Source organism: Streptomyces sp. AB3(2024) (genome assembly GCF_041862025.1).
In the GTDB taxonomy this organism is placed as follows: domain Bacteria; phylum Actinomycetota; class Actinomycetes; order Streptomycetales; family Streptomycetaceae; genus Streptomyces.
The window spans coordinates 18797-45267 of sequence record NZ_JBGWAB010000004.1 but is presented as its reverse complement, the minus strand read 5'-3'; the positions used below and the strand labels follow the sequence as shown (position 1 = coordinate 45267).

Annotated in this window: 23 protein-coding genes and 2 pseudogenes; 11 read left to right on the top strand and 14 right to left on the bottom strand. The window is 71.1% G+C overall.

Annotated features, from left to right (window positions below; translation table 11 throughout):
- Positions 1-82: 82 nt before the first annotated feature.
- Both ACEPPI_RS02740 and ACEPPI_RS02735 read right to left on the bottom strand, forming a co-directional pair.
- Positions 83-571 carry a glutathione peroxidase gene (locus ACEPPI_RS02740; protein ID WP_373913631.1) on the bottom strand — a complete coding sequence of 163 codons (489 nt, stop codon included), beginning with the start codon at positions 569-571 and terminating at the stop codon, positions 83-85.
- An 86-nt stretch (positions 572-657) separates the two neighbouring features.
- On the bottom strand, positions 658-1476 hold the full coding sequence (locus tag ACEPPI_RS02735; protein ID WP_373913719.1) for a hypothetical protein: 819 nt from the start codon (positions 1474-1476) through the stop codon (positions 658-660).
- Positions 1477-1743: 267 nt separating this feature from the next.
- Between ACEPPI_RS02735 and gcl the strand changes: the two genes are divergently transcribed.
- Positions 1744-3531: a glyoxylate carboligase gene (gcl, locus tag ACEPPI_RS02730; RefSeq protein ID WP_373913630.1), complete on the top strand. Its 1788-nt coding sequence runs from the start codon at positions 1744-1746 to the stop codon at positions 3529-3531.
- A gap of 261 nt (positions 3532-3792) precedes the next feature.
- Here gcl and ACEPPI_RS02725 read toward each other — a convergent pair.
- The 6 genes and pseudogenes from ACEPPI_RS02725 to ACEPPI_RS02700 form a co-directional block, all read right to left on the bottom strand.
- Positions 3793-3840, bottom strand: a pseudogene (locus ACEPPI_RS02725) (hypothetical protein); the annotation flags it as partial.
- 56 nt (positions 3841-3896) lie between these two features.
- A pseudogene (locus ACEPPI_RS02720) lies at positions 3897-4221 on the bottom strand (transposase); the annotation flags it as partial.
- Positions 4222-4365: 144 nt separating this feature from the next.
- On the bottom strand, positions 4366-4947 hold the full coding sequence (locus tag ACEPPI_RS02715; RefSeq protein WP_373913629.1) for a TetR/AcrR family transcriptional regulator: 582 nt from the start codon (positions 4945-4947) through the stop codon (positions 4366-4368).
- 670 nt (positions 4948-5617) lie between these two features.
- Complete coding sequence (locus ACEPPI_RS02710; protein ID WP_266843586.1) at positions 5618-7075, bottom strand: catalase; 1458 nt, start codon at positions 7073-7075, stop codon at positions 5618-5620.
- A 247-nt stretch (positions 7076-7322) separates the two neighbouring features.
- The gene (locus ACEPPI_RS02705; RefSeq protein ID WP_373913628.1) at positions 7323-8213 is read right to left on the bottom strand and encodes a 2-hydroxy-3-oxopropionate reductase; all 891 of its coding nucleotides are present in this window, start codon (positions 8211-8213) and stop codon (positions 7323-7325) included.
- A 75-nt stretch (positions 8214-8288) separates the two neighbouring features.
- Positions 8289-9122, bottom strand: coding sequence for a TIM barrel protein (locus ACEPPI_RS02700; protein WP_373913627.1), 834 nt, complete (start codon positions 9120-9122; stop codon positions 8289-8291).
- Positions 9123-9248: 126 nt separating this feature from the next.
- Between ACEPPI_RS02700 and ACEPPI_RS02695 the strand changes: the two genes are divergently transcribed.
- The 7 genes from ACEPPI_RS02695 to ACEPPI_RS02665 all read left to right on the top strand — a co-directional run bounded on the left by ACEPPI_RS02695 (position 9249) and on the right by ACEPPI_RS02665 (position 15233).
- Positions 9249-9500, top strand: a complete 252-nt coding sequence (locus ACEPPI_RS02695; RefSeq protein WP_285528721.1) for a thiamine-binding protein — start codon at positions 9249-9251, stop codon at positions 9498-9500.
- Positions 9497-9892 (top strand): helix-turn-helix domain-containing protein, encoded by a 396-nt coding sequence (locus ACEPPI_RS02690; RefSeq protein WP_373913626.1) that lies wholly within the window; start codon positions 9497-9499, stop codon positions 9890-9892. Before ACEPPI_RS02695 ends, ACEPPI_RS02690 begins: the two co-directional genes overlap by 4 nt.
- Positions 9893-10046: 154 nt before the next feature.
- Positions 10047-10565 carry a 2-oxo-4-hydroxy-4-carboxy-5-ureidoimidazoline decarboxylase gene (gene uraD / locus ACEPPI_RS02685; protein ID WP_373913625.1) on the top strand — a complete coding sequence of 173 codons (519 nt, stop codon included), beginning with the start codon at positions 10047-10049 and terminating at the stop codon, positions 10563-10565.
- A 2-nt stretch (positions 10566-10567) separates the two neighbouring features.
- Positions 10568-10972, top strand: a complete 405-nt coding sequence (uraH, locus tag ACEPPI_RS02680) for a hydroxyisourate hydrolase (RefSeq protein WP_373913624.1) — start codon at positions 10568-10570, stop codon at positions 10970-10972.
- 2 nt (positions 10973-10974) lie between these two features.
- Positions 10975-11898, top strand: a complete 924-nt coding sequence (gene pucL / locus ACEPPI_RS02675; protein WP_373913623.1) for a factor-independent urate hydroxylase — start codon at positions 10975-10977, stop codon at positions 11896-11898.
- A gap of 189 nt (positions 11899-12087) precedes the next feature.
- Positions 12088-13491: an 8-oxoguanine deaminase gene (locus ACEPPI_RS02670; protein WP_373913622.1), complete on the top strand. Its 1404-nt coding sequence runs from the start codon at positions 12088-12090 to the stop codon at positions 13489-13491.
- A 350-nt stretch (positions 13492-13841) separates the two neighbouring features.
- Entirely contained in the window at positions 13842-15233 is a 1392-nt protein-coding gene (locus ACEPPI_RS02665) for a nucleobase:cation symporter-2 family protein (protein ID WP_373913621.1), read from the top strand.
- A gap of 138 nt (positions 15234-15371) precedes the next feature.
- Here ACEPPI_RS02665 and ACEPPI_RS02660 read toward each other — a convergent pair whose 3' ends face one another.
- The gene (locus tag ACEPPI_RS02660; RefSeq protein WP_373913620.1) at positions 15372-16487 is read right to left on the bottom strand and encodes an Lrp/AsnC family transcriptional regulator; all 1116 of its coding nucleotides are present in this window, start codon (positions 16485-16487) and stop codon (positions 15372-15374) included.
- A gap of 128 nt (positions 16488-16615) precedes the next feature.
- On the opposite strand from ACEPPI_RS02660, the gene ACEPPI_RS02655 reads away from it, so the two are divergent.
- A complete protein-coding gene (locus ACEPPI_RS02655; RefSeq protein WP_373913619.1) occupies positions 16616-18598 on the top strand; it encodes a hypothetical protein in 1983 nt (660 codons plus the stop codon).
- A 217-nt stretch (positions 18599-18815) separates the two neighbouring features.
- Entirely contained in the window at positions 18816-19895 is a 1080-nt protein-coding gene (locus tag ACEPPI_RS02650; RefSeq protein WP_373913618.1) for a saccharopine dehydrogenase, read from the top strand.
- A 21-nt stretch (positions 19896-19916) separates the two neighbouring features.
- Here ACEPPI_RS02650 and ACEPPI_RS02645 read toward each other — a convergent pair whose 3' ends face one another.
- The 5 genes from ACEPPI_RS02645 to ACEPPI_RS02625 form a co-directional block, all read right to left on the bottom strand.
- Entirely contained in the window at positions 19917-20522 is a 606-nt protein-coding gene (locus ACEPPI_RS02645; RefSeq protein ID WP_373913617.1) for a 3'-5' exoribonuclease domain-containing protein, read from the bottom strand.
- A gap of 41 nt (positions 20523-20563) precedes the next feature.
- A complete protein-coding gene (locus tag ACEPPI_RS02640; protein ID WP_373913616.1) occupies positions 20564-21865 on the bottom strand; it encodes a GDSL-type esterase/lipase family protein in 1302 nt (433 codons plus the stop codon).
- Between the two features lie 191 nt (positions 21866-22056).
- A complete protein-coding gene (gene aceB, locus ACEPPI_RS02635) occupies positions 22057-23676 on the bottom strand; it encodes a malate synthase A (protein WP_373913615.1) in 1620 nt (539 codons plus the stop codon).
- 272 nt (positions 23677-23948) lie between these two features.
- Positions 23949-24629, bottom strand: coding sequence for an NTP transferase domain-containing protein (locus ACEPPI_RS02630; RefSeq protein ID WP_373913614.1), 681 nt, complete (start codon positions 24627-24629; stop codon positions 23949-23951).
- A complete protein-coding gene (locus ACEPPI_RS02625; protein ID WP_373913613.1) occupies positions 24560-24790 on the bottom strand; it encodes a hypothetical protein in 231 nt (76 codons plus the stop codon). Before ACEPPI_RS02625 ends, ACEPPI_RS02630 begins: the two co-directional genes overlap by 70 nt.
- Before the next feature lie 88 nt (positions 24791-24878).
- Here ACEPPI_RS02625 and ACEPPI_RS02620 point away from each other — a divergent pair, with 88 nt between their 5' ends.
- Positions 24879-26366, top strand: coding sequence for a PLP-dependent aminotransferase family protein (locus ACEPPI_RS02620; protein WP_373913612.1), 1488 nt, complete (start codon positions 24879-24881; stop codon positions 26364-26366).
- Positions 26367-26471 lie beyond the last annotated feature (105 nt).

The window sequence follows — 26471 nt, the reverse complement described above, 5'->3', positions numbered from 1 at the left end:
TGGTGACAGGACCGGCCCGCGGCCGACGCGGCTGCGGGCCGGTGTGCCTGCGCGGGCAGAGCGCCTGCGCGGGCAGGTGTGCCTAAGCGGGCAGGTGCGCCTCGATCGCGGCGATGACCTCGGGGGCCTCGGGCTCGGTGCGCGGACGGAAGCGCGCGACGACCTCGCCGGCCGGGGAGATCAGGAACTTCTCGAAGTTCCACTGGATGTCCCCCGCCTCGCCCTCGGCGTCCGGGGTCCGCACCAGCTCGCGGTACAGGGGGTGCCGGTTCTCGCCGTTGACCTCGGACTTCTCCAGCATCGGGAAGGTCACGCCGAAACCGGCCGCGCAGAAGGTCTGGATGTCCTCCGCCGTGCCCGGCTCCTGACCGCCGAACTGGTTGCAGGGCACACCGATGACGGTGAAGCCCTTCTCCGCGTACGTGAACTGCAGCCGGGCCAGCCCCGAGTACTGCGGGGTGAGCCCGCACTGGGAGGCGGTGTTCACGACGAGGACGGCCTTGCCCTTGTGGGCCGCGAGGCTGGTGGGCTCGTCGTCCAGGGTGGTCAGCGGGATGTCGTACAGGCTCATCAGGCTCTCCTCGGCAGGCAGGGGGAACAAGGAAGACAAAGGGACGGACGGAAGAACGGGCGGGCACGGGCCCGCACCCTCCGAGCCTAGGCCCCCTTGGTCACCAGTTCGTCCGCCGGGTCGTTGACCGGCTGTGGCACGCCCGTGAGGTCCATGACGAACAGGGGTACCGCCAGCTCGTCCGCCCGGCTCCGGGCCTCCTGCGTGTACCCGGCGAGGGAGAAGTAGACGCCGGTCGCGGCGGCCGTCAGGCCGTTCAGCCAGACGCACTCCACCGCCCGCAGTCCGACCGGGGCCGTGGTCGGGTCCACCTGCGCCACCACCCCCGGGGCGCGCAGGTCCGCCGCAGCCGAGGGGATCGGCACGCCGTCGGGCCGCCGCACGTCCTGGTAGCCGAGCCAGCGCAGGTACAGCGCGGCGGTCACCACGGCGTCCCGGCCCGTACGGATGGTCACCGGACGGAACGCCGGCCGCGCGACGGCACCCGTCCCGGAGGCCGACCCGGCTCCCGTCCCGGGATGAGCCCCCGCACGCGGATCCGCACGCGGATCCGCCCCCGCCGGGCCCGTCCGGCCCCGCGCCCCCGCTGCCGCCGGGTCCGCGGCGTTCGCGGTGTCCGCGCCCCCGCCCGTCGCCGCCCCCGGCGGGCGGACCGGGATCCGGACCACCGTCCCGCACGCCCCGCAGCCCAGCTCCGGCTGCGGCCACTCGCCCTCCCGTCCGCAGGCCCCGCACCGCACCACCACCCAGCTCTGCGACCAGGTGCGGTACGCCAGCGGCCGGGGCTCCGCCGACGGGTCAAGGGGAGGGGTCACGGGGTTTCCGCAGGCGCAGGGGAAGGAGGGGGCCGCGTAACCGTTCTCGCGCCCGCATCCCGGGCAGCGCACCCGTACCGCTTCCGTCATATGACCCGGACCCCTCCGTCGCCGTGCGTAGTCCCATGCTCCACCACCGGCGACCGTCGGGGCGGGCAGGGGCGCGGATTGCCGCCGGATCCGGCCGAAGGACCGGCCAGTTGTACAACTCACCGAACGAGATGCGCCTTTTGGTGGGTTCCGGGGTGCCCCACCGCCTTGACGTGCGCGAAGTGGCCGCTTAGCTTGTTCCGTATAGCAGAACAAAAATTCCGCATTACGGAAAAAGTCTGACCGCCGGACCCGCAGGAGAACTCGATGCCTCGTATGACAGCCGCCGCCGCTGCAGTGGAGATCCTCAAGCTCGAGGGTGTCGAACAAGCGTTCGGCGTCCCCGGTGCTGCGATCAACCCGTTCTACCGCGAGCTCAAGAACGTGGGCGGGATCGGCCACACGCTGGCCCGCCACGTCGAGGGCGCCTCGCACATGGCCGAGGGGTACACCCGTGCCAAGGCCGGCAACATCGGTGTCTGCATCGGCACCTCGGGTCCCGCCGGCACCGACATGATCACCGGCCTGTACTCGGCGATCGCCGACTCGATCCCGATCCTGTGCATCACGGGCCAGGCTCCGGTCTCGAAGCTCCACAAGGAGGACTTCCAGGCCGTCGACATCGCCTCGATCGCCAAGCCGGTCACCAAGAAGGCCACGACCGTCCTGGAGGCCGCGCAGGTTCCGGGCGTGTTCCAGGAGGCCTTCCACCTGATGCGCTCCGGCCGTCCGGGCCCGGTCCTGATCGACCTCCCGATCGACGTCCAGCTGACCGAGATCGAGTTCGACCCGGAGACCTACTCCCCGCTGCCGGTCTACAAGCCGCAGGCCACCCGCGCCCAGGCCGCCAAGGCCCTGCAGTTCCTGCTGGAGTCCGAGCGCCCGCTGATCGTCGCCGGTGGCGGCATCATCAACGCGGACGCCTCCGACCTGCTGGTCGAGTTCGCCGAGCTGGTCAACGTCCCCGTCATCTCCACCCTGATGGGCTGGGGCACCATCCCGGACGACCACGAGCTGGCCGCCGGCATGGTCGGCGTGCAGACCGCCCACCGTTACGGCAACGCCACGTTCCTGGAGTCGGACTTCGTCTTCGGCATCGGCAACCGCTGGGCCAACCGTCACACCGGTTACAACCTGGACGCCTACACCAAGGGCCGCAAGTTCGTCCACGTCGACATCGAGCCGACCCAGCTGGGCAAGATCTTCGCCCCGGACTTCGGCATCGCCTCCGACGCCAAGGCCGCGCTGGAGCTCTTCATCGAGATCGCGAAGGAGCTCAAGGCCGAGGGCAAGCTCCCGGACTTCTCCGCCTGGGCCGCCTCCGCGCAGGAGCGCAAGGCCACGCTGCAGCGCCGCACGCACTTCGACAACATCCCCCTGAAGCCGCAGCGCGTCTACGAGGAGATGAACAAGGCGTTCGGCCCGGAGACCCGCTACGTCACCACCATCGGTCTCTCCCAGATCGCCGCCGCGCAGTTCCTGCACGTCTACCGGCCGCGCAACTGGGTCAACTGCGGCCAGGCCGGCCCGCTCGGCTGGACCATCCCGGCCGCCATCGGTGCCGCCACCGCCGAGCCGGAGACCCCGGTCGTCGCCCTGTCCGGCGACTACGACTTCCAGTTCATGATCGAGGAGCTGGCGGTCGCCGCCCAGCACAAGGTCCCCTACGTCCACGTCCTCGTGAACAACGCCTACCTGGGCCTGATCCGCCAGGCGCAGGGCGGCCTCGGCATCAACTTCGAGGTCAACCTCGAATTCGAGAACATCAACACCCCGGAGATCGGCGTCTACGGCGTCGACCACGTCAAGGTCGCCGAGGGCCTGGGCGTCAAGGCCATCCGCGTCACCGACCCGGACAAGCTGGGCGAGGCCTTCGAGGAGGCCAAGAAGCTGGCGCAGGAGTTCCAGGTCCCGGTCGTCGTCGAGGCCATCCTGGAGCGCATCACCAACATCGCGATGAGCAAGACGGTCGACATGAGCGACGTCACCGAGTTCGAGGAGCTGGCGACCGAGCCGGGCCACGCCCCGACCGCGATCCGCCCGCTGTCCGTCTGACGGTCCGCGCCCCCGGCGCGGTGAACACCGCGCCGGTACCGGTGCGACAGCACGGAACGGCCCCCGTACCTCCCTGAGGAGGATGCTGTTGGTTAATTCGGGGGTCAACTTCGCCCCGTCGAGCTTCGGCTCGGCGGGGCGAAGTGCTGCGAAGTGGCTGGTGCGGGTGCGGGCCCTGCGTGTGTCGGTGAGGTGGGCGTCGAGGCGGGCGAGGTTGATCGCGGCGCCGGTCAGCTGGTGCTGGAGGCTGGTCTTGGCGAGACCGTGGTAGCGGGATCTGCGCAGGCCGCAGCGCCCAACGGCCTGGGAGATGGTGCCCTCGACTCCGGCGCGGGTCTTGTATCGCTCCTTCCAGGTGTTGGTGTCCTGCAACACCGAGAAGTCGAACCCCGGATCGCCCAGCTCCAACGCGAGTGCGTACTTGAAATCGATCCTCGCCCGGACCGCCTCAGCGGCTTGCCGGTCGGTGAGCCCCTCTACGAACTGCAACACCAGCACGAGCGCCAGCCGGCCCGGTGACCGGGCGGGCTTCCCCCGCACCGGGAACAGATCCGCGAACTGCCCGTCGCTGAACAGGCCACCCAGTTCGTCCCGGATCCGGATCGCCAGACTGCCCTTCGGGAAGGCCGCCCGAGCCACCCGTACCGTCTCCACCGGGACCTCACCAAGATCCCCTGGACGCATCGACATCGACACCCTCCCCAAACGACAACGTCGGCTCCCAAGACCACAACCAGGTCTTGGGGGCCGACGTCACGCCAGGCCCCGAATTAACCAACAGCATCCTCCCTGAGGAGGTACGGGGGCCGTTCCGCGTGCCGTGGACCCGTCCGGTCAGCCGGGGTGCGGGCCCAACTCCGCGTTCACCGCGCCCTCCAGCAGCGTCCGGGCCCGCTCCAGCTCCAGTGAGCCGCTCAGCCAGCGCTCGCTCAAGCCCTCCACCAGGGAGTTCAGCCGCTCCGCCACGTCCAGCGGGACCGCGGCCGGGTCGGCCTGACCGGCCGCCTGGGCGTCTGCCACGGCGTCGGCGGTGTCCCGGTTCCAGCTGCGGGTGGACTCGGCGAGGGCGGCGCGCAGGTCCGCGTCGAAGATGGCGGTGGCCCGCAGCTCGCCCCAGGCGATGCTGTTCTCGCGCACCCGGGGGGTGTCCTGGAGCTCGCCGAGCAGCAGCTGGAGCAGGACGGCGCGGGCGTCCTCGGTGCCCTCCACGGCCTCGTCGGTGTAGCCGGTGGCGCGGTCGCTGATGAAGGCGAGGGTGCGCTGGACCAGGCCGGCGCGGTCCTTGAAGTGGTAGTAGATGAGGGCGGTGGACACCCCGGCCTCGGTCGCCAGTTCCTCGACCCGCAGTCCTCTGACGCCGTTGCGGGCGATGACTCGTACGGCTGCTTCCAGGATCAACGATTGACGGTCGGCCACTCTGGCTCGCACCCCTTGCTCGGACGGACTTGACTGACCTTTCAGTCAGATCGCAACGATAGCCCGCACGGCCCCGCCGTGGACCCGTTCCGGGCCCTCAGTTCTCGTGTGATTCCCCGGCCAGGCGCTCTTCGATGGAGATCCGCTCGTGGCGGGCGTCCAGGGCGCCTCGGAGGGCGTCCGGGCCGCCGCGGGGTCCGCGGAGCCCACCTCGCAGGTCACCGCGCTGGGAGCCGTACACGTACGGGGCGCGTACAAGGGAGCCCGTGAAGGGGAACGGCAAAGCGCCGAGTCACGGGACCGTCCGTGACTCGGCGCTCTGGTTGGTGACCGCCCGACGGAGCGAGGCTGGCGCGACAGGACGTTCGCACCGCCGGGCGGAGACTGGGGGAGGGTTCTCCCGCGCCACGGGCAGGGGCTCTGTGCGTGGCCCCTGTACGTGGAAGAGGAGAAGGACGGCTGGGACCGCGACGGGCGGTGACGAGAACTCCGGCGTCGTCTCCCTCAGGTCAAGAGACGGGCCTCGGAACCCATTACCACCGCACTGGCTCACACGCCCGTCACGGTCCTCGTCCTGCCCTCACCGCGTACCACCCCTCATCCGGGTCCGCGGTGCGGGCTCAGTACCCGGGGCATGACCTCCCGTCAGGCCCCCGGTACAACTTGCGGCTCAGGCGTCGCGCAGGGCGCGGACGGCCTCCTCGACGCGCTTGCCGTAGTCGGCGTCGGCGGCGTGGAAGTGAGCCAGGTTCTTCTCGATGACGTCCTCCAGGGTGACCTGGGAGAGACCGCCGGCGATGTTCGCCACCAGACGCTCCTTCTCGGCCTCCGACATCAGGCGGTAGAGCTCACCGGCCTGGAAGAAGTCGTCGTCCTTGGTGTGGGCCGGGGCCTCGTGGGTGCCCGTGTAGCCGGAGACGGCCTTCGGGGCGCCGAGCGCGAGACCGGTCTCGGCCGGACCCTGGTACGAGTTGGGCTCGTAGTTCTTGTCGTGGCGCGAGCCGTTGCGCAGCGCCATGACGCCGTCGCGGCCGTAGTTGTCGGCCTGCGTCGCCTTCGGGGCGTTGACCGGCAGCAGGGTGTGGTTCACGCCGAGGCGGTAGCGCTGGGCGTCGGCGTACGCGAACAGGCGGCCCTGGAGCATCTTGTCCGGCGAGGCGGTGATGCCCGGGACGAAGTTGTTCGGGGAGAAGGCGGACTGCTCGACCTCGGCGAAGACGTTGTCCGGGTTGCGGTCGAGGACCAGACGGCCCACGCGCTGCAGCGGGTAGTCGCTGTGCGGCCACACCTTGGTGAGGTCGAACGGGTTGAAGCGGTAGTCCGCGGCCTCGGCGGCGGGCATGACCTGGACGTAGAGGGTCCAGCTCGGGTTCACGCCGCGCTCGATCGCCTGGAGCAGGTCGGTCTGGTGCGAGTTGGCGTCCTTGCCGACGACCTCGGCGGCCTGCTCGCCCGACAGGCAGCGGATGCCCTGGTTCGTCTTGAAGTGGTACTTGACGAAGAAGGCCTCGCCCTGGGCGTTGGTCCACTGGTAGGTGTGGGAGCCGTAGCCGTTCATGTGGCGGTAGGACGCCGGTATGCCGCGGTCACCCATCAGCCAGGTGATCTGGTGCGTCGCCTCGGGGGCGTGCGCCCAGAAGTCCCAGACGTTGTCCGGCTCCTGCTTGCCCGTGAAGGGGTCGCGCTTCTGGGAGTGGATGAAGTCGGGGAACTTGATCGGGTCCTTGATGAAGAACACCGGGGTGTTGTTGCCGACGAGGTCGTAGTTGCCCTCTTCGGTGTAGAACTTCAGGGCGAAGCCGCGGGGGTCGCGGACCGCGTCCGCGCCGCCGAGCGAGTCGGCCACGGTGGAGAAGCGCAGGAAGGTCTCGGTCTTCTTGCCGACGGTGTTCAGGAACGCCGCGCTGGTGTAGGCGGTGACGTCGTCGGTCACCTCGAAGTAGCCGTAGGCAGCGCTGCCGCGGGCGTGCACCACGCGCTCCGGGATGCGCTCGCGGTTGAAGCGGGCGAGCTTCTCCAGCAGCTGCTGGTCCTGGACCAGGAGCGGGCCACCGACGCCGGCGGTGGCGGAGTTCTGATTGTCGGCGACCGGGGCGCCGGACTCGGTCGTCAGCGTGCGCTTCGACATGGTGACCTTCCGTACGGGATATCTGCTGACGGAAAGCGTCTTCCGTCATGCGGAACAGCCTAATTTCGGCGTGAACTCGACGTCAACAGTTTGTTGAAAGAAAGAAGAGAGGAGAGGTGATCCGGACGGTGCCGGCACTTGGGCGCGACAGGACAGGTGTCAGCACCGGCACCATCCGGAAACTCGGGCCCCCGTTCGTGCGGGGGCGGGCGGCGGCCAGGGACAGCGGGCCGCCGCGGGGGGCGGATCAGACCTGGGCGCCGGAGAGGCGCTCGACCGCGCGGAGCAGCGCGGAGTGGTCCAGGCCGCCGTCACCCTGGGCGCGCAGCGAGGCCACGAGCTGGGCGACGACCGCGCCGACGGGAAGGGCCGCACCGACGTTGCGGGCGGCGTCGGTGACGATGCCCATGTCCTTGTGGTGCAGGTCGATCCGGAAGCCGGGCTTGAAGTCGCGGTTCAGGAAGTTGTCCTTCTTGCGGGTCAGGACCGTGGAGCCGGCCAGACCGCCGTTGAGGACGTCCAGGGCGGCGGTGAGGTTCACGCCCGACTTCTCCAGGAAGACGACGGCCTCGGCACACGCCTGGATGTTCACCGCGACGATGAGCTGGTTGGCGGCCTTCACCGTCTGGCCGGAGCCGTGCGGACCGCACAGGACGATGACCTTGCCGAGGGTCTGGAGGACCGGGAGGGCCTCGTCGAAGTCGGCCTGCTCGCCACCCACCATGATCGACAGGACGGCCTCGATGGCGCCGGCCTCGCCGCCGGACACCGGGGCGTCGATGACGCGGATGCCCTTGGCGGCGGCGTTCTTCGCGAGGTCGACCGAGGTCTGCGGGGTGATCGACGACATGTCGATGATCAGCGCGCCGGACTTCGCGTTCTCCAGGATGCCGTTCTCGCCGTAGGAGATGGCCTCGACCTGCGGGGAGGCGGGCACCATCGTGATGATGACGTCGGCGTCCTTGACGGCCTCGGCGATCGAGCCGGCCGCGGAGCCACCGGCGGCGGCCAGGCGGTCCAGCTTGTCCTGCTCCAGCGTGAAGCCGGTGACCGAGTAGCCGGCCTTCAGGAGGTTCTCGGCCATGGGGGAGCCCATGATTCCGAGACCGATCCAGGCAATCTTGGGGAGGGTGCTCATGATGAGGGTCCTTCTCTTAATGCTTCGTACGAAAAGTGCGTGAGGTGCCTGGCTGATCGCCCGGACTTGTTCCGCCTATTCGGCGGCGCGGGCCTCGGCGGGGAGCCACGCGAAGGACGCGGCGGCGTCGGCGGCCTTGTACTCCAGGCCTACGTAGCCCTCGTACCCGGCCTTCTTCAGCTGGTCCAGGAGCGCCTCGAGAGGCAGCTCGCCGGTGCCGGGGGCACCGCGTCCCGGCTTGTCCGCGATCTGGACGTGGCCGGTCTTGGCGGCGTACTTTTCGATGACCTCGGAGAGGTCCTCATCGTTCATCGCCAGGTGGTACAGGTCGAGCAGGAACTTGGCGTTCCCGAGGCCGGTGGCCTCGTTGACCTTGTCCACCACCTCGATGCCGGCCGGGGCGCTCACCAGGGGGTAGAGCGGCGACTCGGGCTTGTTGAGGGTCTCGATCAGGAGGATCGCACCCACGCGGTCCGCGGCCTGCGCCGCCACGACCAGGTTCTTCAGGGCCAGCTCGTCCTGCACGGCCGGGTCGACGCCGTCGACCCGGTTGCCGTAGAGGGCGTTGAGCGCCTTGCAGCCGACCGAGGCGGCGAAGTCCGCCGCCACGTTGATGTTGGCGTTGAAGCGGTCCGACTCCTCACCGGGCACCGAGACCGCGCCGCGGTCCGGGCCCGGCAGCTGGCCGGCGTAGAAGTTCAGGCCCACCAGCTGAGTGCCGGCGTCCTCAAGAGCCTTCTTGAGGGCGTCCAGCTCTTCCTGGGCGGGGGTGGGGGTCTCGATCCAGGGCCACCACAGCTCGACCGCGGTGAAGCCCGCCGCGGCGGCGGCCGCGGGACGCTCCAGAAGCGGGAGTTCCGTGAAGAGGATCGACAGGTTCACATCGAAGCGCTGGTCCGTGTATCCCATGAGGGGTGTGCGCTCCTTCCGTATTGCGGAAGTTATTTTCTGCTTGATGGAAGACTGCACGGGGTTCCGCGCGGATGTCAAGTGCGGACTCCCGAAAAATCCCGACCGCGCAGTAGGTTGACCTGCGTGCGATTGAGAGTGGAGTTCACGACCGAGCCCTTCGACCTCGAAGAGGCCCCCGCCCACGCCGTGGCCGCCCGCGAGGTCATCCAGAAGGCCCAGCTGGACGCGGTGGACGTCGGCCCGTTCGGCAACACGGCCGAGGGTGAGTCCGACCGGGTGCTGACCGCGGTGGCCGCGCTGCTGCGCGGTTCCCTGGAGGCCGGGGCGACGCGCGTCTCGCTCCAGGTCAACGTGATCGGGGAGGACAGCCCGTGACCGAGCCCCGTGACCACCCCTTCGTCACCGCGGTCAAGCCGCTGGTGGACGCGATGGGGGGCGAGCTGATGGATCCCGCCCTGGCGCAGCCCGACGACGTCGTGCTGTCGTGGGAGGGTCAGGAGCTGCTCGCGGTGCGCCTGCCCCAGCTCTCCGACTCGCTGGACCGCATCCTGGCGGCCTTGGAGCGGCGGCACGGCGTACCGTTGGCGCAGCTCGACCGGAAGTCCAAGCAGGACGTGGTGCGGATACTGGAGGCGCGGGGCGCCTTCTCCGTGCGGCACGGCGTGGAGACGGTCGCGGGAGCCCTGGGCGTGAGCCGCTTCACGGTCTACAACTACTTGAACAGGGACGCCGGCGCTCCGAAGGGGTCCAAGAGCAGCCAGGAGTGAAGAAGGATTCACCCGTGGTGACCAGCCGCCGCCCAATTCACCCGGGCGGCGGCTTTTGTGTACGCGAAGTTTCAACAAAGTGTTGACGCCGTGTTGTCGAGCGCGTTAGCTATGCGCAGCCCGTCAAAGCAACAACAGGCCACGGAGGCCTACCGTGACTTCGAGTCCGACCCCGGGTCTCACCCGGTTCAACGCCTTGGACGACAGCGCGGCCGCGGCCGAGCTCCACGAGGTGTGCGCCAGCTCGGCTTGGGGGAGCAAGATGCTCGCCCAGCGCCCCTTCGCCGGCGCCGAAGCCCTTTTCTCGGCCAACGAGTCCGCCATGGCGGAACTCACCGCCGAGGACCTGGGTGAGGCGATGGGAGGCCACGCGCCGATCGGCCGGCCGAAGCCGGGAGACCCGACCTCCGCCCGCGAGCAGCGTGGCATGGCCGGTGCCTCGGAGGAGCTCAAGAACGAGCTCCTCGAACTGAACCTGGCGTACCAGGACAAGTTCGGCCACGTCTTCCTCATCTGCGCCACCGGTGCGACCGGTGCGTTCATGCGGGACGCGGTCAAGGTACGGATCGAGAACTCGCCGGAGCGGGAGCGCGAAATCGCCCGCGGCGAGCTCGTCAAGATCAACCGGATCCGTCTGACCCGTCTCGCAGAACTCGCAGAAGAAGGAGAGTGAGCATGAGCACCGCGACCACCGCTTCGGTGTCCACGCACATCCTGGACACCAGCATCGGCAAGCCCGCCGAGGGCGTCGCCATCTCCCTGTCGGCCCGTACGGGCCTGGACGGCGAGTGGGCGGCGCTCGGCGGCAGCGCCACCGACGCCGACGGGCGTTGCAAGGACCTGCCGGCGCTGCCGGAGGGCACCACACACGTGCGTCTCGATTTCGAGACCGAGACGTACTTCTTGAATAAGAACAGCGAAAAGAAGCAAGCCGAGGCGCAGCAGGACGCCCCCCGCGTAAGGGACAGCGGTGCGTTCTTCCCCGAGGTAACCATCACCTTCGCGGTGAACCCGGGCGAGCACTACCACGTACCGCTGCTGCTCAACCCGTTCGGCTACTCCGTTTACCGAGGGAGCTAGTCATGGCCACGATTCTGGGCCAGAACCAGTACGGCAAAGCAGAGAACCGCGTCGTCAAGATCACGCGGGACGGCGACACCCACCACATCAAGGACCTGAACGTCTCGGTCGCCCTCTCCGGTGACATGGACGACGTCCACTACAACGGCTCGAACGCCAACTGCCTGCCGACGGACACCACCAAGAACACGGTGTACGCGTTCGCCAAGGAGTACGGCATCGAGTCCGCCGAGCAGTTCGGCATCCACCTGGCGCGCTGGTTCGTCAACAGCCAGGAGCCGATCAAGCGCGCGCGGATCCGGATCGAGGAGTACGGCTGGGACCGGATCGCCACCTCGGACGCCAACTCCAAGTTCATCGGCTCCGACGAGGTGAACCACTCCTTCGTCCGCAAGGGCATGGAGACCCGCGTCACCCAGATCACGTACGACGGCCAGAACTGGGAGGTCATCTCCGGCCTCAAGGACCTGATCGTCATGAACTCCACCAACTCGGAGTTCTGGGGCTACGTGAAGGACAAGTACACGACCCTGCAGGAGGCGTACGACCGCATCCTGGCCACCCAGGTGTCGGGCCGCTGGCGCTTCAACTGGACCGACGACGAGCAGCGGATGCCCAACTGGGAGAAGTCCTACGCCGAGACCAAGAAGCACATGCTCCAGGCCTTCGCGGAGACCTACTCCCTGTCGCTGCAGCAGACCCTGTACCAGATGGGTTCGCGCATCATCAACCACCGTTCGGAGATCGACGAGGTCCGCTTCTCGCTCCCGAACAAGCACCACTTCCTCGTCGACCTTGAGCCGTTCGGCCTCAAGAACGACAACGAGGTGTACTTCGCCGCGGACCGTCCGTACGGTCTGATCGAGGCGACGGTCCTCCGCGACGGCGTTGACGCCCGTATCCCCGTGGACATGACCAACCTCTGATCACGGCACGCCGGTCCCGGGGCTCCGCAGTGGCCCCGGGACGGGCGACACGTTCTGCTTCGTGAATCGGCACCCGGACGCACCACTCGGGGCGGCAGTACTGTCAGCTGTCAAGGCCCCCGGCTCCGGCACTCAAATCCCCTGGGTTTTGCCGTGCCCGCACCGCCACTGAAAGCACGAGGAAGTCCCATGGCAGCATCAGCAGCCCAGGACAGCGCCGTCGAGCGCATCGTCATCGAAAACTGTGCGATCGCTACGGTCGACGCGAACGACACCGAGTACGCCTCGGGCCACGTGGTGGTCGCAGGCAACAAGATCGAGTTCATCGGTGCGGGCAGGGCCCCCGAGAACCTCGACAACGTCGTCCGTCGCATCGACGGCACCGGACACCTCGTGACCCCCGGTCTGGTCAACACGCACCACCACTTCTACCAGTGGATCACGCGTGGCCTCGCCACCGACCACAACCTCTTCAACTGGCTCGTCTCGCTGTACCCGACCTGGGCGCGCATCGACGAGCAGATGACGTACACGGCCGCGCAGGGCTCCCTCGCCGCGATGGCCAAGGGCGGTGTGACCACCGCGATGGACCACCACTACGTCTTTCCCAAGGGCTCCGGCGACCTGTCCGGCTCGATCATCCGCGCCGCGTCCGAGATGGGTGTCCGCTTCACCCTCGCCCGCGGTTCGATGGACCGCAGCGAGAAGGACGGCGGCCTGCCGCCGGACCACGCCGTCGAGACCCTCGAAGGCGCGCTCGCCGACACCGAGGCGACCGTCAAGAAGCACCACGACGCCTCCTTCGACTCGATGACCCAGGTCGCCGTCGCCCCCTGTTCCCCCTTCTCGGTCTCCACCGAGCTGCTGAGGCAGGGCGCCGAGCTGGCCCGCCGTCTGGGTGTGCGCCTGCACACGCACGGCTCGGAGACCGTCGAGGAAGAGCAGTTCTGCAAGGAACTGTTCGGCATGGGCCCGACCGACTACTTCGAGTCGACCGGCTGGCTCGGCGAGGACGTGTGGATGGCGCACAGCGTCCACATGAACGACTCCGACATCGCCGCGTTCGCCCGTACCAAGACCGGTGTCGCGCACTGCCCGTCCTCCAACGCCCGTCTGGCCGCCGGCATCGCCCGCGTCCCGGACATGCTGGCCGCCGGCGTACCGGTGGGCCTCGGCGTGGACGGCACCGCCTCCAACGAGTCCGGTGAGCTGCACACCGAGCTGCGCAACGCGCTGCTGATCAACCGTCTGAACCCGGTCCACCGCGAGCGCGCCCTCAATGCGCGCCAGGCGCTGCGCCTGGGCACCTACGGTGGCGCCCAGGTCCTCGGCCGCGCGGACAACATCGGTTCGCTGGAGGCCGGCAAGCTCGCCGACCTGGTCCTGTGGAACCTGAACACCTTCCTGCACTCCTCCATCGCCGACCCGGTCACCGCCCTGGTCTTCGGTGCGGCGGCTCCGGTGACGGCCTCGTTCGTCAACGGCAAGCAGATCGTCGAGAACAACCGACTGCTCTTCGCCGACGAGGACGCGATCGCCGTGTCCACGCGGGAAGAGGCCCAGCGCCTCGCGCGGATCTCCGCGCAGGCCTGATCCCACGGAGTCCGGTCGGGGGGGACGGCCCCCGGCCGGCGGTCGCGGACCCGAGCGGGGTCCGCGGCAGCCGTTCCCGGGAAGCGCCCGAGGAGAGATCCGAAGGCGTTCCCGGGGGCGGTGACGCGTGACAACACCTGCACCGCGGCTTCGTGCTGCCCTGTTGCGGTCCACTGCCACGGCGATACCGGCTCGATGCGCGGAACCTTTTTGGGCGAATCGTTTCCGCACCCCTTGGGGCAAGAAATCGCACCACCCACAACTGCATACAGGCTCGACAGCAACGCTTTCGCACCCACCTCCATGACACTCACGTCCCAGCCGACGTGCACAACCGTACGGAGGAAGCCGTGGCCGCAACGCCCAGGTTTCGCAAAGACGCAGTCGCAGTACCGGAGGAGACGCACCCGGTCGACGAGACCCTGCCTCCGCTGAAGATGTTCACGAGCGGGCTCCAGCACGTGGCCGCCATGTACGCGGGCGTCGTGGCCCCGCCCATGATCGTCGGCCCCGCCGTCGGACTCTCCGCCACCGAGACCGCCTTCCTGATGGGCGCCTCGCTCTTCACCGCGGGGCTCGCCACCCTCCTCCAGACCCTCGGGTTCTGGAAGATCGGCGCCAAACTCCCCTTCGTCAACGGTGTCTCCTTCGCCGGAGTGACCCCGATGATCGCGATAGGCAAGGGTGAGGGCGCCGACGCCATCCCCGTGATCTTCGGCGCGATCATCGTCGCCGGACTGGTCGGCTTCCTCGCCGCCCCTTACTTCGGCAAGCTCGTCCGCTTCTTCCCGCCCGTGGTGACCGGCACCGTCATCACCCTGATCGGCGTCTCGCTGCTCCCCGTGGCGTTCAACTGGTCCCAGGGCGGCAACCGCACGGCGACCGACTACGGCTCGATGAAGAACATCGGCATGGCCGCCCTCACGCTGGCGATCGTCCTGGTGATGCGCAAGTTCCTGCGCGGCTTCCTCCAGCAGATCTCCATCCTGCTCGGCCTCGTCGCGGGCACCCTGATCGCACTGCCGCTGGGCATGACCAGTTTCGACGCCGTCAAGAACGCGGACGTCATCGGCTTCCCCACCCCCTTCCACTTCGGGGCACCGCAGTTCCAGGTGGCCGCGATCATCTCGATGTGCATCGTCATGCTCGTCTGCATGACCGAGTCGACCGCCGACATCCTCGCCCTCGGCAAGATCGTCGGACGTCCGGCGGACGCGAAGACCATCGAGGGCGGCCTGCGCGCCGACACCCTCGGCAGCGCCCTCAGCCCGCTGTTCAACGGCTTCATGTGCAGCGCCTTCGCCCAGAACATCGGCCTCGTCGCGATGACCAAGGTGCGCAGCCGGTTCGTGGTCGCCGCCGGCGGCGGCATCCTGATCCTGCTGGGCCTGTGTCCGATGGCCGCCTCCGTCATCGGGGTCGTCCCGCTGCCCGTCCTCGGCGGCGCCGGCATCGTGCTCTTCGGCTCGGTCGCGGCCAGCGGGATCCAGACCCTGGCGGGCGCGGCCATGGAGAAGGGCGAGAACGCCCTGATCGTCGCCGCCTCGGTCGGCATCGGCCTGATCCCGATCGCCGCCCCCGGCTTCTACCACCACTTCCCGAAGGACCTGCTCGTCGTCCTCGACTCCGGCATCAGCACCGGCTGCGTGGTCGCGATCGTCCTCAACCTTGCCTTCAACCACCTCGGCGCCAAGAAGGACGCCGCTGAGCAGGCCTCCGCGGAGCCGGCCTTCGTGCACTGACCCTCCGGACGCGGAACACGGACGAACGGCGGCGCGTACGCCACCCACTGCGGGTGTGGCGTACGCGCCGCCGTTCGTCCTTGTTCCCGTAGGGGGCTCCCCGTCCCGCGGGGTGCCCTGACCGCGGTGGGCCCCGTCCTACGGTGAGCCCTGGCCGCCGTGCGCCCCGTCCCGCGGGGTGCCCCGCCCGTGCGCGGGCCCGGGCTCCGGCACCGGGTCGCGCCAGATGTCCGGCGGCACGGTCCGTACCCTGCGGCCCGCCTGGTCCAGTTCCTGCGCCTCCGACTTGCGCACGCACAGCGCCACCGCCGTGTCGGTGATGCGCAGTCCCGGCAGCCGCCGCGACAGGTCTGCGGTGTAGCGGGACAGCTCCTCGACGGTGCGCAGCCGGGCGCTGATCATGAAGTTCCAGGGGCCGCTGACGGACATGCAGGTCCGGGTCTCGCGGAGCCCCGAGGCCACCGCCGCGCAGTCGCCGACCTCGTGCTCCGGCACCTCCGCCCACAGCGTCGCCGACACCGGCCAGCCGGACAGCCCCGAGGCCATCGCGCAGCTGTAGCGCAGGCCCTGCCGCGATTCCAGCCGTCCCAGCCGGCGCCGTACCGTCGACTCGCTCATCCCCGAATCCCGGGCCAGCGAGGCCACGCTGCGGCGCGCGTCCGAGGCCAGCGCCAGCATCAGGGGCCGGTCCTCCTCCAGCAGGGCCGCCGGCCCCGGCGTCGACGCGGAGACCGGGGCGGCCGCCCGGCGGGTGCGCCCCGTCAGCCGGTCGGTCTGGGCCGGCGTCAGCTGGTCCAGGCGCCAGCGATCGGGGGCGGTGTGCACCGCCGTGACCATCGAGGAGCGGGTGCCGCTCACCCCGGGGATCAGCTGCACGCGGAACTGCAGGTAGCGGTAGAGCGTGTGCAGGTCGGGCACGGCGACGAAGAGCAGCAGGTCGCGGCCGCCCGTGCTGTGCTCCACGCCCATGGTGTGGGGGTCCTCCACCAGGAAGGTGCCGACCGTGGGGGAGGCGCCCGGCGCGCAGGTCACCTCCACCCACGCCATGCAGGGCGCCCGGCTGCCGGTCCGCAGCCCCAGGCCCGTGATCCAGGCCTCCCCGGCGGCGGTCATCCGGTCCCAGCGGCGCGCGAGGGTGTCCGGCCGGGCGCCGAGCACCGGTGCCAGCCGCTCCCAGCTCGCACGGGGTGCGAGCTGGAGCGCGTGGACCAGCGCCCGGTCGGTGTCGTCGATGGCGGAAACGGCGGAGTTCATGCCTTCCCCTGGTGGTTCTCCCGGTCACCGTCCGGTCGACCGGACGCTCGGCTGATGATCTCTCTTTGTGTGCTGAACTGTTGAATCGGACAGCAGTACGCACCTCGGCGAGAACAGCGGGAGGACGCGTGGGGGAGCCCGGCACGAGCGTGCGCCAGTCGATGCCGGCCGAACTGTCCAGTTTCATCGGCCGGGAACGCGAGCTGAGCCGTACGGCGGCCCTGCTCGCCACGGCACGACTGGTCACCCTCACAGGACCGGCCGGCATCGGCAAGACCCGGCTGGCCGTGCGCACCGTCCGCACCCTGGGCCGCGGCCAGGGGATCGACGTGGTCTGGGCCGACATGGTCGGCGTGCCCGCCGACGGCATCGGGGCGCTAGAGGTGGAGCTGGTCCGGCGGCTCGACGGCCGCGAGGCCCTGCTGGTGCTCGACGGCTGCGAACAGCTCGGCGCGCAGGCCGCCCCCCTGGTGTCCGCTCTGCTGGTACGACTGCCCCGGCTGCGGATCCTGGCGACCTCGCAGCGCGCCGTCGGGCCGGCCGGGGAGGCGCTGCTCGCCGTACCGCCGCTCGCCGTACCGCCGCCGCCCGTACCGGACGCCGCGCCCGATCCCGACCGGCGGTCGGTGGCCGAGGCCGCCGGGTACGAGGCCGTACGCCTCTACGAGGAACGGGCGCGCGGGGCCTACCCCTTGTTCGAGCTCACCGAACGCAATGCCGGAGCCGTCGCCGCCCTGTGCCGGGCCCTCGACGGGATCCCCGGTGCGCTGGAACTCGCCGCCGCGCGCGCCCACCGGTACGCCCCCGCCGAGGCCCTGCGCCGGCTCACCGCCGACCCGCTGGACTTCCTCTCGGGCGGCGCCGGCCGGGCCGGCGGGGCGGACGCCCTGCGCACCTGCAGCCTCGCCCCGCCCGACGAACGGCTGCTGTGGGACCGGCTCTCGGTCTTCGCGGGCTCCTTCGACCGGGACGCCGTCGTCGAGGTGTGCGGCTTCGGCGCGCTCGCCCCGCGGCGGGCCGCCGAGGCGCTGGAGCGGATCACCCCCGCCCTGCTGGAGGAAGCCGGCCACCCGGGCCGCCACCGGCTGCCGCTGTCCGTACGCGCCCTCGCGGCCCGGCGGCTCGCCCTGGCCCCGGACGGCGACGGGGCGACCGCGGCACGACGTCACCGGGAGCGGTACCGGGCGACGGCCGAGCGGGCCGCCCGGCTGTGGCGGTCGGGGGCGCAGCAGGAGGCGCGCGCACTGGCCGTCGCGGAACTGCCGGAGCTGCGCGCCGCGATGGACCCGCTCACCACGGCCGGCCCCGGGGGCGCCCTGGAGATCGCCGTGTCGCTGTGGTTCCTGTGGTCGCCCTGCGGGCTGGTCGTGGAGGGGCGGCGGCACCTGGAACGGGCCCTGGCCCTGCACCCGGCGCCCCGGCCCGCCCGGGCGCTGTGGCTGGCCGCCTGGCTGGTGGCGAGTTCCGGGGAGGCGGAGGCCGCCGATCCGTTGCTGGTGGAGGCCTGGAGCGCGGCCGTGCAGGAGGGCGAGGACGCCTGCGTGGCCTACCTGGCGCACCTGCGGGGGCTCGTCGCGCTCTGGCGCGACCGGCCCTGGGAGGCAGCCGCCGAATTCCGCGAGGCACTCGAACTGCTGCCCCCGGAGCCGCAGTTCGGACCGGGACCGGAGGTGCTGCGGGCGGCCCTGACGATGGCGCTCGCACACACCGACCCGGCGTCCGTCCCCGTCGAGGACGGTCCGCCGGACGGGCCGGTGGACCTGTGGGCCCGCTCCTGGACCGGATACGCCCATGCCATGGTCCAGCGCCGCGAGGGCCGCCCGGCCCTGGCCCGCGCCGAACTGCTGCGCGCCCTGGAGATCCAGCTGCTCCTCGGCGACGGCCTCGGGCAGGCGCTCTCGGCGGAGCTGCTCGCCGAACTGGAGGCCGACGCGGGCTGCTACGAGGAGTCCGCGCGGCTGCTCGGCGCGGTCGCCCGCATCCGGCCGGCCAGCGCCTGCCTCCCGCGGGCGGAGCGGGTCCTGCGGGCCCGGATGGACCCGGAGGCCTTCCGGGCGGCGCTCGCGGAGGGGGCCAGGACCCCGCTGCGGGCCCTCCTCCCGGAGCTCTGATCCCGGCTGCCGCACGGTCTTCCGGACGGCCCGCCGACCGGCCCGCCGACCGGGGTCCGGGCCGGCCCCCGGCGGGCCCTGGGCCGGGTGTCGACGGGCGGGGCCCCGGGGGCTCCCGGGCCCGGAGTTGCCGCGCCGATCCCGCGTACGCCGTATACGACGCGGAAAGACATCGGATGAGCCCACCCACCCCGCCGAACGGACAGGTGGTACAGCCATGCCGCAGCTCCCCCAGCTCTGGATGCGCAGCGAGACCCGCCCCACAGAACGCCGCGCACCGCTGACCCCCGAGGACGCCGCCCGGCTCGTCAGGCAGGGCGTACGGATCACGGTGGAGGAGTCCGGCCACCGGGTCTTCCCGCTCGACGCCTACGCGGCCGTCGGCTGCGCCACCGCCCCGGCCGGATCCTGGGCGGGGTCCGCGCCCCGGTCGGCGTACGTCCTCGGGCTCAAGGAACTCCCGCCCACACCGGAGCGGCTGCACCACCGGCACGTGTACTTCGGGCACGCCTACAAGGGGCAGGCGCAGGGCCCCGATCTGCTGAGGCGCTTCGCGGCCGGCGGCGGCACCCTGTTCGACCTGGAGTACCTCGCCGACGCACAGGGCCGCAGGCTGGCCGCCTTCGGCTACTGGGCCGGGTACGCGGGGGCCGCCCTGGCCGCACTGCACGCGCGCGGCCGGCTCACCGCCCCGCTGGCCCCGCTGCCCCGCGCCGAACTCGACGCGCGGCTGCGCCGGGCCCGCGAGGGCCGGCCGTTACGGGCCCTGGTGACCGGCGCGGGCGGCCGCAGCGGACGCGGGGCCTGCGACGCCCTGGCCACCGCCGGGATCCGGCCCACGCTCTGGGACCGTGCCGCGACCCGCGATCTGGACCGGGCCGCGCTGCTCGGCCACGACATCCTGGTCCACGCGGTCCTCACCACCCGCCCGGTGCCGCCCTTCCTCACCCCGGCCGACCTCGACGCCTCCGCCGGGACCCGCAGGCTCTCGGTGATCGCCGACATCACCTGTGACACCGGATCCCCGCTGCACCTGCTCCCCGTCTACGACCGCCTCACCGACTGGACGGCCCCCGCCCGCCGGCTGCGCGGAGGCACCCCCGCGCTGGACGTCATCGCCATCGACAACCTGCCCTCGCTGCTCCCGGCGGAGGCGGCCCGCGCCTTCTCGGCGGACCTCCTGCCCAAGCTCCTCGCGCTGCACGCGCCCTCCCCGGACCCGGACTGGCTCCGCTGCCGCGCGGCCTTCGCCACGGCCCTGGCCGCCCTCCCGAGCGGTCCGCGGCGCGCGGCGTAGACCGGTCCGGCGCCGCGGGGATCAACCGGTGCCGGTCTCCCCGGGCTGCCACAGCATCAGGTTGTTCATCAGCTCCGCCTGTTCGACCGCGTCGTCCAGCGCGTGATGGGTGTGGGGGCGCCCAGGGAGCAGTTCGCGGGGCATCCGCCCCTTCACGGCGGCGCGCAGCGGGACGCGGGCCTTCGTCGCGTAGAGGGTCTTCATGTCGAGGCAGCCGGAGTGCCCGAAGGGGCTGTCGTCGCCGAAGGCGATCAGGTACCAGTACAGGAAGGTCCAGTCGAAGGAGGCCGGGTAGCCGCACATCACGGGCTGCGCCCCGGCGGAGACCTCCCGCACCCACGCCCGGAACGCGTCCATGGCCTCGGCCGGGTCGGCGCCCTCGCGCAGCAGCCGGTCGCGGTCGAGGCCGCTGACGGCGAGCGCGGCGTCCACGTACCGGTCGCCGATGGGGCGCAGCTCCCGGTAGAAGGTCCGCTCCGCCGGGTCGGCCGCCGTGTACACGGCGCCGTCCTGGCGTCCCGCGACCGCGGCGCCGAAGCTGATCATCGAGTACGGGCCGGGGATGGGGCCGTCCGCCTCGATGTCGACGGAGATGTAGAGGCTCGGACGTGCGGGACGGGCTGTCATGCCCTTGAGGATGGCAGCCCGCCCCGTTTCCCTCATCCGCTTTACGGGGCCGGTGTCAGGTACATCCCGGTGTGGTCGCCCCCGGCGGTGTTCTTGCAGCTCGCACCGGAGTTCGCGGGCTGGGCCACGGCCAGGGCCAGGCAGCGCCCGACGGCCAGCTGGCCGTAGTAGTTCGGGTGCATGGACTCCTGGATCGGCCCCTGGGTCTCGTTGTTGTCGATCCAGCGCGCCCACTCGCTCGTCTTCGCCGAGGCCGGGACGGTGGAGCTGACCAGCTTGCTGGCCTTCGCGCACACCTCGCGCCCCTGGAGCATGTCGCGCAGGTCGAGGAACTGGACGCCCTTGGCCGTCGCGACCCCCTTGATGCGGTCCGCGAGCTGCGGCACGAGCGAGTCGCGCGCCCAGTCCGAGTCACGGTTCCAGAAGGGACAGCCACCGGTGTTGAGCCGGCTCCAGTCGCTCTGGGTGTACCGGTTCTCCGCCCCCCGGGGGATCGGCGACGGGTACGACTGCAGCACGATCCGGTAGGAGGAGTCGGCGTAGCCGGCCCCGCGCATCACGGCGCGGATCTCGTCGACGGACTTGCCGATGCCCGCGACCACCCCGTCGATCTTCTGGTCGACGACCGCCTGCTGGTCGTCGTAGCAGTACGAGTTCCAGAGGACGAAGTCGAGCGCGCAGTCCTTGATGATGTCGGCGAAGCCGAGGTCGTTGCCGCCGATGGACAGGGCTATGACCTTCACGTTCTTGGCCGCGGCCACGGAGGCGAGCTGGTCGGCCTGCGGGGCCTCGCCCTTGAAGGCCACGCCCCCGTTGGAGGCCCGGAACACGTTCTGCGAAGTGGCCCCGGAGCAGGCGAGGTTGACGGCGACGTCGGCGACGGCACCCGCGCTGAGCACCTCGGCCGAGTCCGAGCGGTCGCACCCCATGGCGGTCGCGCCGTACACCTTGGCGGGGTCGTAGGAACTGCCGCTGACCCACGCCCGGTCGGTGCCGTTCCTGCTCCCGCTGTTGGTCAGGCTGTTGCCCTTCCAGCGTCCGGCCTCGCCGGAGATGTAGCTGTCGCCCATGGACACCACGGCGGTGGGCCCGGTCCCCGGGCTGGCGGCCGACGTCCCGGCCCCGGCGGCCAGCAGCGCGCCGGCGGCGAGCGGTACGGCCATCGCGGCGCCGGCCAGTCGTCGCACGCGACTGCGGGCGGCGGCCCTGTCCTTGCCGGCCTTGCGGAATCCGATCACTGCGGAACTCCTGCGGTCGGCCACGCCGGAGCCACCGAGGAAACGCTGGGCGGCAACTCCGGTGCGTGGCTTGGAAAGTGGGGGTACCGCCGGCGCCGGTGGCATCGGAAAGGTGACACGCCCCCGCTTGTTACCGCTAGGTACAGCAAGGTTACGATGAAGTAACGGCCGACCATTCGGTCGGTTCGCGACCGGTCCGCGACCGGCCCGCGACATGGCTCCGCCCCCGTCGCCAGGGCGGCGGCGGGGGCGGAACCCGGTGTTCGACTGCTGTGCGTTTCAGCCGAAGGCCCAGGTCAGCCGATCAGCTGGTCGTACGCGGGGAGGGTGAGGAAGTCCGCGTAGTCGGCGTCCAGGGAGACCTGCAGGAGGAGGTCGTGGGCCTGCTGCCACTTGCCGGACGCGAAGGCCTCCTCGCCGACCTCGGCGCGGATCCTGGCCAGTTCCTCGGCGGCGATCTCGCGGGTCAGCTCGGCGGTGGCCGTCCTGCCGTTCTCGAACACGACTCCGGCGTTGATCCACTGCCAGATCTGCGAGCGGGAGATCTCGGCGGTGGCGGCGTCCTCCATGAGGCCGAAGATGCCGACGGCGCCGAGGCCGCGCAGCCATGCCTCGATGTAACGGGTGCCGACCTGGACGGCGTTGACCAGGCCGTCGTAGGTGGGCTTCGCGTCGAGGGAATCGATCGCGATCAGCTCGCCCGGGGCCACCGAGACGTCCTCGCGCAGGCGGTCCTTCTGGTTCGGCTTGTCGCCGAGGACCGCGTCGAAGGAGGCCATCGCGATCGGGACCAGGTCGGGGTGGGCGACCCAGGAGCCGTCGAAGCCGTCGTTCGCCTCGCGGTCCTTGTCGGCCTTGACCTTCTCGAACGCGACCTTGTTGACCTCGGCGTCCTTGCGGGACGGGATGAAGGCCGCCATGCCGCCGATGGCGTGCGCGCCGCGCTTGTGGCAGGTGCGGACGAGCAGCTCGGTGTAGGCGCGCATGAAGGGGGCCGTCATGGTGACCGCGTTGCGGTCCGGCAGGACGAACTTCTCGCCGCCGTCGCGGAAGTTCTTCACGATCGAGAACAGGTAGTCCCAGCGGCCCGCGTTGAGGCCCGCCGCGTGGTCCTTGAGCTCGAAGAGGATCTCTTCCATCTCGTAGGCCGCGGTGATGGTCTCGATGAGGACGGTCGCGCGGACGGTGCCCTGCGGGATGCCGACGTAGTCCTGGGCGAAGACGAAGATCTCGTTCCAGAGGCGTGCCTCCAGGTGCGACTCCGTCTTCGGCAGGTAGAAGTACGGGCCCTTGCCGAGGTCGATCAGGCGCTTCGCGTTGTGGAAGAAGTAGAGGCCGAAGTCCACGAGGGAGCCCGAGGCGGGGCCGCCCTCGAAGCTGAGGTGGCGCTCCTCCAGGTGCCAGCCGCGCGGCCGCATGACGACGGTGGCGAGCTGGTCGGCGGGCTTCAGGGCGTACGCCTTGCCCGTGCGCGGGTCGGTGAAGTCGATGCGGCGCTCGTAGGCGTCGATGAGGTTGAGCTGGCCGAGGACGACGTTTTCCCAGGTGGGAGCCGAGGCGTCCTCGAAGTCGGCGAGCCAGACCTTGGCGCCCGAGTTGAGGGCGTTGATGGTCATCTTGCGGTCCGTCGGACCGGTGATCTCCACGCGGCGGTCGTTCAGCGCGGCCGGGGCCGGCGCGACCTTCCAGTCTCCCTCGCGGACCTGTGCGGTGTCCGGGAGGAAGTCGAGGGTGGAGGTCCGGGCGATCTCGGCGCGCCGCTCGCCGCGTCGGGCGAGGAGCTCGGCGCGGCGGGGGGCGAACCGCCGGTGGAGCTCGGCCACGAAGGCGAGGGCCGCTTCGGTGAGGACTTCGTCCTGCCGGGGCAGGGGCTCGGCGTCGACGATGGCCAGCGGGGACGGCGCTGGTGCGGACATATCTGTCACTCCTTCAGCGGCGGTGCCTGGCGGCCGCGGGGAATGCTCGCGCGAGACGGCACGCAGTGCCGTCGGGTGTGGAGAGTTCCGGATAACGGTCGCGGGCGCCGTCTGTGGTTCAGGGCGCTTCTGACCAGTGGATAGTAATTTCCTCATGGTGGAAGTTCAATGGTTTGTTGATGTCGAGATTCTCTGAGTCGACAGATTCCGACCACCCGTGGCCCTCGGTGCCATAACGGTCACAGCCCGCTCAAGTGACGCTCGGGCGTTCCTCAAGCGAGACGTGCCAGGTCGGGCGGGGTGTCGATGTCGAAGGGGGCGGCGACGTCCCCGCACTCCACCAGCATGACCTCGTCCGCGTGCTCCCTCAGATGGACCCGCGCGCCCCGGTCCCCGGTCGCCGTCGCCGCGATGTCCGGCCAGCGGTCCGCCCCGAACAGCACGGGATGGCCCCGCTCCCCGTCGTACGAGGCGGCCACCAGGCTCGACGGGGAGCGGTACGCCTCCCGTACCCGGGCCACCGCCTCCGCTCCGATGCCCGGCTGGTCCACCAGCGAGACCAGGGCCGCGCCGGCCCCCGTCCCGGCCAGGGACGCGAGGCCGACCCGCAGGGAGGAGCCCATGCCCTCGGCCCAGTCCGGGTTGTCCACCACCACGCAGCCGCCCAGATCGGCCCGCTCCCGGACCTCGCCGGCCGAGGCGCCCAGCACCACGTGCACCGGATCGCAGCCGGCCTCGCGCAGCACGCGCACGGCGTTCTCGACGAGCGGCCGGCCACGGTAGGGGAGCAGGGCCTTCGGCCGCCCCCCGAGCCGGCGGCCGCCGCCGGCGGCCAGGAGCAGACCGGCGATCACCGCCGCCGTGCCCGCGCCCTCCGCGCCGGTCAGTGGGGCTGTGGAACGGTCGGGGCCGCCGGGGCCGCGGCCGGGGTCCTGCTCTGTTTCTGCTGACATGGCTGCGATTCTCGCTCCTCGCCCGCGCCCCGCGGCCGCCGCGCCAGGAGGGCGCCCACGGCGGCCAGGGCCGCCCCGATCCGCAGCGGCCGGGAGATCCGGTTCTCGGCACGCAGCAGCAGGGCACGTTCGTCACGGTCGGTGAACACCTCGTACGGCATGCCGGTTTCTCCTTGCCAATCGCGGGCCAATACGGCGAGTCTGGACCTCGATTGGCCTGGCAGGCAGAGCCAATCGGGGGAGGTTGGCATGGCATACGGGCGAGTGGTCCAGACGGCGGACAGGATGATCGGCAGCCGCCAGCTCGCGGCGATGCTCCCGGCCGAGGTACGCGCCCGCCCCGGCTACCGCTCCCTCGCCGACGCCCTGCGCACCCTGATCCTCGACGGCCGGATCGCCCTGCACGTGCGGCTGCCCGCCGAGCGCGAGCTGGCCGAGGGGGTCGGAGCCAGCCGCGCCACCGTCACCGCCGCCTACGACCTGCTCCGCGAGAGCGGCTACGTCCGCAGCCGCCGCGGCTCCGGCACCTGGACCGAGCTCCCCGACGGCCACCGCCCGGTCGGCGCCCACGCCATCGTCGGCGCGGGCGGCTTCAACGCCGACGGCGACCCCGGCATCGACCTCGCCATCGCCGCCATGGGCGCCCCCGAGGGAAGCCTCACCGAGGCCCTGGCCTGGGCCGCGCCCCGGCTACCCGCGCTCGCCCGCAACCCCGGCTACCACCCCTTCGGCCTGCCCGACCTGCGCGAGGCCGTCGCGGACCGCTTCACCCGGCGCGGCCTGCCCACCCGCCCCGAGCAGATCCTGGTCACGGCCGGGGCCCAGCAGGCCTTCGCCCTGGTCATCAGCCTGCTCTGCCGCCCCGGTGACCGGGTGGTCACCGAGAACCCGACCTACGCCAACGCCCTCGACGCCCTGCGCCACGCCAGGCTGCGCACCGGCTCCTTCGCCGTCTCCGACCGGGGCTGGGACATGGACGTCGCCGAGTCCACGCTCGGGCAGACCGTACCCAGGCTCGCGTACGTGATCCCCGACTTCCACAATCCGACGGGCGCCCTGATGCCCGAGCCGCAGCGGCTGCGGCTGCTCGCCGCGACCCGGGCCGCCGGCACCTGGCTGGTGGTCGACGAGACCATCGCCGACATCGCGCTGGACGTGCCCGCGCCCCCGCCGCTGGCCTCCCTCGGCGGGCGCAGCGGCGCCGACCACGTGATCACCATCGGCTCGCTCAGCAAGACCCACTGGGGCGGCCTGCGGGTCGGCTGGATCCGGGCCACCGCCAAACTGGTCACCGAGCTGGCGGCCGTCCGCGTGTCCGCCGACATGACCGGCTCCGTGCTCGACCAGGTGGTCGCCCTGCCCCTGATGGAGCGGCTGGACCGGGCCCTGCCGGCCCGGCTCGCACAGCTGCGGATCCAGCGCGCGGCCCTGGCCCAGTCCCTCCAGCGGCACACCCCCGAATGGTCCTGGCGGCTGCCGCCCGGCGGCCTGTCGCTCTGGGTCGACCTCGGCGAACCCGTCAGCTCCGCGCTCGCGGAGCGCGCCGCCGCCGCGGGTGTGCACATCGGCCGCGGCGCCCGCTTCGGGGTGGACCCGGGCACCTTCGAGCACCGCCTGCGGATCCCGTACACCCTGCCGGCGGACCGCCTCGACCAGGGCGTACGCCTCCTCGCGCAGGCCTTCCACGAAGGGGTGCCGCTGGCCCCGGGGGTGGAGCGCCCGTACTGGGTGGCCTAGGTCCTGTCGTCAAAGTGGCGCCTGGCCCGCGACGCCCGGCACCGCACCTCGCCGCGTTGTCGGGGCGCCCGAGTACGTCCAGTACACGGGCGCCCCTCCGCCTTG

Excerpts from the sequence above, each read along its gene's own strand:
- ACEPPI_RS02650 (WP_373913618.1), top strand. The coding sequence starts at position 18,816 with ATGCCGCAGCTCCCCCAGCTCTGGATGCGCAGCGAGACCCGCCCCACA.
- ACEPPI_RS02740 (WP_373913631.1), bottom strand. The coding sequence starts at position 571 with ATGAGCCTGTACGACATCCCGCTGACCACCCTGGACGACGAGCCCACC.
- uraH (WP_373913624.1), top strand. The coding sequence starts at position 10,568 with ATGAGCACCGCGACCACCGCTTCGGTGTCCACGCACATCCTGGACACC.
- ACEPPI_RS02705 (WP_373913628.1), bottom strand. The coding sequence starts at position 8,213 with ATGAGCACCCTCCCCAAGATTGCCTGGATCGGTCTCGGAATCATGGGC.
- ACEPPI_RS02670 (WP_373913622.1), top strand. The coding sequence starts at position 12,088 with ATGGCAGCATCAGCAGCCCAGGACAGCGCCGTCGAGCGCATCGTCATC.
- ACEPPI_RS02630 (WP_373913614.1), bottom strand. The coding sequence starts at position 24,629 with ATGTCAGCAGAAACAGAGCAGGACCCCGGCCGCGGCCCCGGCGGCCCC.
- ACEPPI_RS02660 (WP_373913620.1), bottom strand. The coding sequence starts at position 16,487 with ATGAACTCCGCCGTTTCCGCCATCGACGACACCGACCGGGCGCTGGTC.
- ACEPPI_RS02735 (WP_373913719.1), bottom strand. The coding sequence starts at position 1,476 with ATGACGGAAGCGGTACGGGTGCGCTGCCCGGGATGCGGGCGCGAGAAC.
- ACEPPI_RS02625 (WP_373913613.1), bottom strand. The coding sequence starts at position 24,790 with ATGCCGTACGAGGTGTTCACCGACCGTGACGAACGTGCCCTGCTGCTG.
- ACEPPI_RS02710 (WP_266843586.1), bottom strand. The coding sequence starts at position 7,075 with ATGTCGAAGCGCACGCTGACGACCGAGTCCGGCGCCCCGGTCGCCGAC.
- ACEPPI_RS02620 (WP_373913612.1), top strand. The coding sequence starts at position 24,879 with ATGGCATACGGGCGAGTGGTCCAGACGGCGGACAGGATGATCGGCAGC.
- gcl (WP_373913630.1), top strand. The coding sequence starts at position 1,744 with ATGCCTCGTATGACAGCCGCCGCCGCTGCAGTGGAGATCCTCAAGCTC.
- ACEPPI_RS02645 (WP_373913617.1), bottom strand. The coding sequence starts at position 20,522 with ATGACAGCCCGTCCCGCACGTCCGAGCCTCTACATCTCCGTCGACATC.
- pucL (WP_373913623.1), top strand. The coding sequence starts at position 10,975 with ATGGCCACGATTCTGGGCCAGAACCAGTACGGCAAAGCAGAGAACCGC.
- ACEPPI_RS02640 (WP_373913616.1), bottom strand. The coding sequence starts at position 21,865 with ATGCCACCGGCGCCGGCGGTACCCCCACTTTCCAAGCCACGCACCGGA.
- aceB (WP_373913615.1), bottom strand. The coding sequence starts at position 23,676 with ATGTCCGCACCAGCGCCGTCCCCGCTGGCCATCGTCGACGCCGAGCCC.
- ACEPPI_RS02700 (WP_373913627.1), bottom strand. The coding sequence starts at position 9,122 with ATGGGATACACGGACCAGCGCTTCGATGTGAACCTGTCGATCCTCTTC.